Source organism: Dialister sp. CAG:357 (assembly GCF_000435155.1).
Lineage (GTDB): Bacteria > Bacillota > Negativicutes > Veillonellales > Dialisteraceae > Dialister > Dialister hominis.
Genome location: NZ_FR896404.1, coordinates 1 through 6,686, shown reverse-complemented (window position 1 = coordinate 6,686; position 6,686 = coordinate 1). Strand labels below are relative to the sequence as shown.

8 protein-coding genes and 1 pseudogene are annotated in these 6,686 nt (G+C 44.7%); 6 read left to right on the top strand and 3 right to left on the bottom strand.

Translation table 11 applies throughout. The annotated features are described in order from the left end of the window. Window positions 1–170 (top strand): annotated as a pseudogene (locus tag M3200_RS03560) (UTP--glucose-1-phosphate uridylyltransferase); the annotation flags it as partial. Window positions 171–261: 91 nt separating this feature from the next. Here M3200_RS03560 and M3200_RS03555 read toward each other — a convergent pair. From M3200_RS03555 to M3200_RS03545, 3 genes are read right to left on the bottom strand one after another with little or no spacing between them, the layout of a single operon-like run. After that, window positions 262–498 (bottom strand): hypothetical protein, encoded by a 237-nt coding sequence (locus tag M3200_RS03555; RefSeq protein ID WP_022382162.1) that lies wholly within the window; start codon window positions 496–498, stop codon window positions 262–264. Continuing rightward, window positions 473–1,204, bottom strand: a complete 732-nt coding sequence (locus M3200_RS03550; RefSeq protein WP_022382161.1) for a metallophosphoesterase — start codon at window positions 1,202–1,204, stop codon at window positions 473–475. The genes M3200_RS03555 and M3200_RS03550 overlap by 26 nt, the downstream gene beginning before the upstream one ends. 5 nt (window positions 1,205–1,209) lie before the next feature. Next, window positions 1,210–1,971, bottom strand: coding sequence for a DUF4931 domain-containing protein (locus tag M3200_RS03545; RefSeq protein WP_022382160.1), 762 nt, complete (start codon window positions 1,969–1,971; stop codon window positions 1,210–1,212). Between the two features lie 319 nt (window positions 1,972–2,290). Between M3200_RS03545 and M3200_RS09535 the strand changes: the two genes are divergently transcribed. From M3200_RS09535 to M3200_RS03520, 5 genes are all read left to right on the top strand, one after another. Beyond that, window positions 2,291–2,458 (top strand): hypothetical protein, encoded by a 168-nt coding sequence (locus tag M3200_RS09535; protein ID WP_022382159.1) that lies wholly within the window; start codon window positions 2,291–2,293, stop codon window positions 2,456–2,458. Window positions 2,459–2,615: 157 nt separating this feature from the next. Continuing rightward, window positions 2,616–3,644 (top strand): dTDP-glucose 4,6-dehydratase, encoded by a 1,029-nt coding sequence (rfbB, locus tag M3200_RS03535; RefSeq protein ID WP_022382158.1) that lies wholly within the window; start codon window positions 2,616–2,618, stop codon window positions 3,642–3,644. A 263-nt stretch (window positions 3,645–3,907) separates the two neighbouring features. Further along, window positions 3,908–4,726, top strand: a complete 819-nt coding sequence (locus M3200_RS03530) for an amino acid ABC transporter substrate-binding protein (RefSeq protein ID WP_022382157.1) — start codon at window positions 3,908–3,910, stop codon at window positions 4,724–4,726. Between the two features lie 184 nt (window positions 4,727–4,910). Further along, window positions 4,911–5,558 carry an amino acid ABC transporter permease gene (locus M3200_RS03525; RefSeq protein WP_022382156.1) on the top strand — a complete coding sequence of 216 codons (648 nt, stop codon included), beginning with the start codon at window positions 4,911–4,913 and terminating at the stop codon, window positions 5,556–5,558. A 12-nt stretch (window positions 5,559–5,570) separates the two neighbouring features. Continuing rightward, a complete protein-coding gene (locus M3200_RS03520) occupies window positions 5,571–6,329 on the top strand; it encodes an amino acid ABC transporter ATP-binding protein (protein WP_022382155.1) in 759 nt (252 codons plus the stop codon). Window positions 6,330–6,686: the final 357 nt, after the last annotated feature.

Genomic DNA, 6,686 nt, shown 5'->3' with positions numbered 1-6,686 from the left:
CTCTTCGCGTCATGGCAAAAAATGGAAACGTGTATGCCTATAATTTCAAGGGAAAACGCTACGACACAGGTAATAAGCTAGGCTACCTCAAAGCCATGGTAGAATTTGCTCTTAGAAGAGAAGACATAGGACCAGGATTCAGAGAATACCTGAAGACATTGGAACTGTGATAAAAGACGCGTTTTCCGTTCGGGGAAATAGCAAAAAAGGAATGTGAAAAGATAGATGACTTTTCGCATTCCTTTTTTATCGCCTTATCTATTATCCCATCGTATTCTTTCCTAATACAGGATGTGTGGTTGGTTTGAGGCTTCTTTTTTCTATGATTTCCAACGCTCGTTCCATTCCTATGTCGTCTCTTCCTCCATTGTCTTCGTAGACGAGCATGGGTTCTTCTGTGTCGACTTCGCTGCCAGGGAGGTAGACGTATTCCTTAGTGACGTTGTCGCCATAGATATAGCCTGCCAGAAGCTTACTCTCTGTCGTCTTTTTCAGCATGGAAGTCCTCCAGATCGTAAAGAAGATGGGGCTTGAAGTCCAGGTAGTCAGCCGAGGTGAGGTGGAGGCGGATGCCTTCGAGCTCCTCGGGGAGGTTCTGGAAATTCATGGCGCCGTGGATGTGGCCATAGACGCAGTCGGTGACATGGTACTTGGTCATGAGCTGCAGCATATGGGTCGGATTTCTAAGTTCATCGAAGGGTGGGTAGTGAAGGACGGCGATGATTCTTTCCGGATTCATCTTGCTGGCGAGTTCAAGGGAGCGTTCCAGTCTTCCTTCTTCTCTTAAAATGATTGGCTTATCTGCCTCTGTCAGTTTTCTGGATGTCTCCGCAATCCAGCCTCTTGTACCGGCAATGGCGATCGGTCCGACGGAGAGGGCAGAGTTATGAATGAATTCAAAAGCGCCGTCTGTCATGCGGGTCATTTTTGTGACAGTATCCCACCAGTAGTCATGGTTGCCGCGGACGATGATTTTTCTGCCGGGAAGAGTTCCCAGCATCTTCAGATCGGAAATAGCATCCTGAATGTGCATGGCCCATGATAAATCGCCCGCCATGATGACCGTGTCTTCTGGATGGATTGTTTCCATCCAGGCATTGATGATCTTCTCCCTGTGGTTGTTCCATGCAGGTCCGAAGATATCCATCGGCTTCGTCGGCGGGTCGCCTGAGAGGTGGAAGTCACTGAAAGCATATAATTTCATCAGTGTCATTCTCCAAAATACGTTCCGGTATGAAGTTTTTCGAGCATGCGCTTCTGGCTTTCATGATCCATGACATGGGTGATATGGTAGCCCATGTAAAGAGGACTTGCCGTATAACGCGGGAAAATCTTCGCCCGGATATGTTTGAAATGGTAAAAGAAAATATTGTAGCTTGTGCAGGGGAGAGGGAAGTCATTCAGGACATAACGTGCCAGAGTCTGAATCGTGTCAGCAAATTTTTCCGGCGAAGCGTCCTTCTTCAGAGTGACATTCATTTCTCCCATGCCGCTGATCGGATAGTCTGATACAGTAGCATAGCAGTCCTGGTCTTCGTGAACGATGGGACCAAGGAAATTTTCCCGGTCGATATTGTCCTTGTAGTCATACGTATCAAGACCGATGATTTGGGAATGAGGATGGCGCTGCGAACCGCCTGAACCAGGGCCGTAGTTGCGAAAATAAAGGACGGATTTGAAACGCTTGTCCCTCTCCATCTTTTCCCAGCGTTCAAGGCCAAAGGAAATGACTTCATGCAGCTTCTCTTTGCTGTACGTCGTCAGTTCAGCGTTATGATCAGAAGTCTCTACAATGACTGTCGGATACGTTCCTTCAAAAACAGGGAACTTATTCATCAGCCAGATAATATCATCCTTCTTGTCGAGGATGTTCGTTAAAGTTTCAGGATGGCAGAAAGGGCAGATCTTCTGTGTCGAAGAATGCGGCTTCTTGCCTCCGATTGAAAGGTTGAAAATGATAGGTGTATTCATGGTAGATTCCTCAGCTTTCACTTCAATTATAACACAGAGACTTTCCTTATCTTGAGATAAATATGATTTGTGTTATGAATGAGAAGCGGGTTATCGCATAAGAAAAGGAATCTTATAGCAAAAATAAAGAGGAGGTGCGGCTTTTAATTTTGGTATCAATTTCTATTTGATTCCAAAATATCAGTCGGTTGGTGTTGCTATTGCCACTCTTCTTACTGAATGGCTGGTAACAATGGTTCAGCTTTATATGGTAAGAAGGGATTTCGGTTTTAAGACGATATTATCTCAATCTACACATTATTGGTTAGCAGGTATGATTATGTTCATGATTACAATTACTATAGAGCAAATGTTTTCACCGACTATTATTCATACTGGTGTTATTGCTATTATTGGAGGAGCCGTTTATATTGGAATTCTTTTAGGAATGAGGGATTCTGTGTTGATGGAAGGTATATCTGCGGCTAGAGAGAAGCTGGGAATATAGTGACGGAACGATGCAATTAATCGCTATATAAGAAGGGTAGTATAACATAACATATAATATAATATGGATTTTTCTGACGTTGGTTTATGGCATAATTTTATTTGTTTTTGTCTGTATAGATAGCTTTGTCAGGCAAAATTTGAAGAGGTGAAGCACCTTGAAGCTTATCGTGACCGGGGGAGCCGGTTTTATCGGAGGAAACTTTGTTCATTATATGCTGCAGGAACATCCAGGTGATCAGATTATATGCCTGGATAAGCTGACATATGCTGGAAATCTTTCAACATTGGCAGATGTCATGGATCATCCGAATTTCCAGTTCGTAAAGATGGATATTTGTGACAGGGATAGCGTTTATGGCCTTTTTGAGAAAGAAAAGCCTGATGTCGTGATTAATTTCGCTGCAGAAAGCCATGTTGATCGTTCCATTGAAAATCCGGAAATCTTCCTTCAGACGAATATTATCGGGACGTCTGTCCTGATGGATGCCTGCAGAAAGTATGGCATTCAGAGGTATCACCAGGTATCTACCGATGAAGTGTATGGCGATCTTCCTCTGGATCGTCCTGATCTTTTCTTTACAGAAGAAACGCCCATCCATACATCGAGTCCTTACAGCAGTTCCAAGTCTGGGGCTGATCTCCTTGTCATGGCCTACTACAGGACATACGGACTTCCTGTCACAATTTCGCGCTGCTCGAATAACTATGGACCGTATCATTTCCCGGAAAAGCTCATTCCGCTGATGATTATCAATGCGCTCCATGACAGGCCTCTTCCTGTTTACGGGGATGGTCTGAATGTTCGTGACTGGCTCTATGTTGAAGATCACTGCCGCGCCATTGACCTCATTATCCGTAAAGGAAAAGTCGGGGAAGTCTATAACGTCGGCGGTCATAATGAAATGAGGAATATAGACATCGTCAAACTGATCTGTCAGGAGCTTGGAAAGCCGGAGAGTTTAATCACTCACGTAACGGATCGAAAAGGCCATGACAGAAGATATGCCATTGATCCTGAAAAAATTTACAGAGAACTTGGCTGGCTTCCGGAAACAAAATTTGCCGATGGTATCAAGAAGACGATTCAGTGGTATTTGACACATCAGAAATGGTGGGAAGACATCATTTCCGGAGAATATCAGAATTATTATCAGAAGATGTATGAAAATAAATCAGCAATATAAAATGCTAAGTTTTTTAGGAAGCTAATATTTTTGGCTCATAGATTTCTACCCTAATATCTGTTCAGGCAGATTGAAATCTACGAGCTTTTACTTTGCCCATATTTCTATATTATCTACGTGGTGAAATTCGCAAAACGCAGCGGAAAAATTTTTTTAAGATTTTCAAAAAAGGTGTTGACAGGCATCTCTCAATCATGTAATATAATGCCAAGATAACTCTTTAACGAGATAAAGAATTAAAGAAGGCTAAGGGAGAGATGACCATGAATATTAAAAAGATTCTTGCAGCAGGGGTTTTGGCACTGGGTGCTATTGGTTTGATGGCTGGATGTGGCGGAGATCAGAAGTCTGCCGGAAGCGCTGCTAAGTCAGCTGCTGCAGGCGCTAAGCCGACAAAGATTGTAGCTGGTATGGATGATACCTTCGCTCCGATGGGGTTCCGTGATGACAGCGGTAAGATCGTAGGCTTCGATATCGATATGGCAAATGCGGTATCCAAGGAAATTGGTGTTCCGATTGAATTCAAGCCAATCGACTGGGCTTCCAAGGAAACGGAACTGAATTCCGGTAAGATCGATGCCATCTGGAACGGCTTCACCATGACTCCGGAAAGACAGAAGAAGCTTAGTTTCACAAAACCTTACATGGATAATACTCAGGTCTACGTCGTTCTGGCTGACAGCCCGATCAAGACACAGGCTGAACTGAAAGGAAAGAAACTGGATATCCAGGAAGCTTCCACGGCGGAAGCTGCTCTGAATAAGGATCCGGCTCTGAAGAATTCCTTCTCTGAAGTCAAGGCTTATCCTGATCTTGCTTCCTGCTTCATGGATCTGGAATCCGGACGCTGCGATGCAATCCTGGCTGACTCTGTCCTGATTGAATACTACATGACTAAGAAACCTGGAACATTCAGAGAACTGGATGGCGTTGTTTCCAAAGATACATTCGCTATCGGCGTCAAGAAAGACAACCAGGCTCTGATCGATCTTCTGAATGAAGGCATTGAAAAGGTAAAAGCAAGCGGCGAAGCTGCTAAGATTTCCGAAAAATGGTTCGGTAAAGATGTTATTCTGAAATAATTCCCTTTAAGGGATAAACGAAGAGGCAGAGCGGGAGGTTTCCTGTTCTGCCTTGCTTCGTTTATATCTAGCCAGTTTGTAAATTTTGTCACTCTATCTTGTTAAAAGGATGAAGTCAGTGTATGATATTCATACATGATCAAAAACGGCACTGCCGCAAATTCCGGAATGTAAGGAGCCGATGATGGATTATATCATTCACATTTTGCCAAATATGATTCAAGGTCTGGGCGTTTCTGCCAAGATTTTCCTTTTTACCATAGTGCTGTCACTGCCAATCGGTGTACTTCTCGCCATGGTCCGCATCTCGAAGGTGGGGCTTTTCCGCCGTCTGGCCGCTATGTACATCTACGTCATGAGAGGCACGCCTCTGATGCTGCAGATCATGTTCATTTACTATGGCCTTCCTTTGATGCTGAATATCCAGATCAATGATTTCCCGGCGGCCATCCTGGCTTTCGTAGCAAACTATGCTGCATACTTCGCTGAAATATTCCGAGGCGGCATCCAGTCGATCAGCAAGGGCCAGTATGAAGGCGCCAAGGTTCTTGGCTTTACGTATAAGCAGACGATGTGGCACATCATCCTTCCTCAGGTCGTCAAGCGCGTCATCCCGCCTCTTGGCAACGAAACCATCACGCTTCTGAAGGATACCTCTCTTGTATACATTCTTGCTATGAACGACCTCATGCGCGTCACCCGTGCTTTCGTTCAGCGCGACTTCGATACAACGCCGTTCCTTGTAGCAGCTGTTTTCTACCTGCTCTGCACGGCTATCCTGACAAAGATTCTGGCATACATTGAAAAACGCTATGCCGTTTATGAAGACTGATGAGGTACTTCGATGAGTTTTATTGAAATGAAAGATATTGTGAAGGTTTATGGCAAACTCACCATTCTTCATAAGGTCAATATGAGTCTTGAAAAAGGGGAAGTCATCTCCATCATCGGGCCATCCGGTGCCGGCAAGAGTACTCTCCTCCGCTGCCTGAATCACCTTGAAACGATCCAGGGAGGATCCATTCTTGTCGACGGCGATTATCTCGCGGAAGAAAAGAATGGAGAAGTCATCTACGCCAATGAAGTAAAGTCCAAGGAAATTTTGGGAAAGATGGGCATGGTATTCCAGTCCTTCAATCTTTTTCCGCATATGACAGTCCTGGATAACATCATGGCCGCTCCGATTTATGTCAAAGGCATGAAGAAGGAAGAAGTTCTTCCTATTGCCGAGAATCTTCTGGATAAAGTAGGACTTCTGAATAAGAAGAACATGTATCCTGGAAGCCTTTCCGGAGGGCAGAAACAGCGAGTCGCTATCGCAAGAGCTCTTGCCATGAACCCGGAAATCATGCTCTTCGACGAACCGACATCTGCTCTTGATCCTGAACTGACAGGCGAAGTTCTGAAAACCATCCAGCAGCTGGCTGACGAAAACATGACCATGGTCATCGTCACCCACGAAATGGCCTTCGCCAAATCTGTTTCCGACAGGATCCTCTTCATGGTAGACGGAAAAGTAGAAGAAGAAGGCACCAGCGAGCAAGTCTTCGAACATCCAAAGAGCGAAAGGACCAAGGCATTCCTGAAGTCTATATTGAAATAAAAGCAATAATTAAAGAAGCAGCCGCACTCGAAAGAGTGCGGTTTTTTGCATTTGACCTTGCCCTGGAAGGGAAGGTACCGGCGGAGCCGGGGGATGAGTTGGATTTCCTCAGTCGAAGACTGGTATAAGGCTCTTTTTATAAACACACAATACGACTTCGCGCTGCTCGAAGAACCTTTTCATATTTTAAAGTGCTATGAATACTGCACCCCTTTTCCGGCAACAGCCGAAAGCCGGTACTCCTTCCCCGCTGGGGCAGGTCAAAGTCCTCGGACGCGGTTTTGACGGATATTATCAAAACAGATTTAATTTAATCTTCTTTTATTTCCCCGAATTGCAATAATAAGTTGAACACCC

Excerpts from the sequence above, each read along its gene's own strand:
- M3200_RS03520 (WP_022382155.1), top strand. The coding sequence starts at position 5,571 with ATGAGTTTTATTGAAATGAAAGATATTGTGAAGGTTTATGGCAAACTC.
- M3200_RS03545 (WP_022382160.1), bottom strand. The coding sequence starts at position 1,971 with ATGAATACACCTATCATTTTCAACCTTTCAATCGGAGGCAAGAAGCCG.
- M3200_RS03525 (WP_022382156.1), top strand. The coding sequence starts at position 4,911 with ATGGATTATATCATTCACATTTTGCCAAATATGATTCAAGGTCTGGGC.
- M3200_RS09535 (WP_022382159.1), top strand. The coding sequence starts at position 2,291 with ATGTTCATGATTACAATTACTATAGAGCAAATGTTTTCACCGACTATT.
- M3200_RS03550 (WP_022382161.1), bottom strand. The coding sequence starts at position 1,204 with ATGAAATTATATGCTTTCAGTGACTTCCACCTCTCAGGCGACCCGCCG.
- M3200_RS03530 (WP_022382157.1), top strand. The coding sequence starts at position 3,908 with ATGAATATTAAAAAGATTCTTGCAGCAGGGGTTTTGGCACTGGGTGCT.
- M3200_RS03555 (WP_022382162.1), bottom strand. The coding sequence starts at position 498 with ATGCTGAAAAAGACGACAGAGAGTAAGCTTCTGGCAGGCTATATCTAT.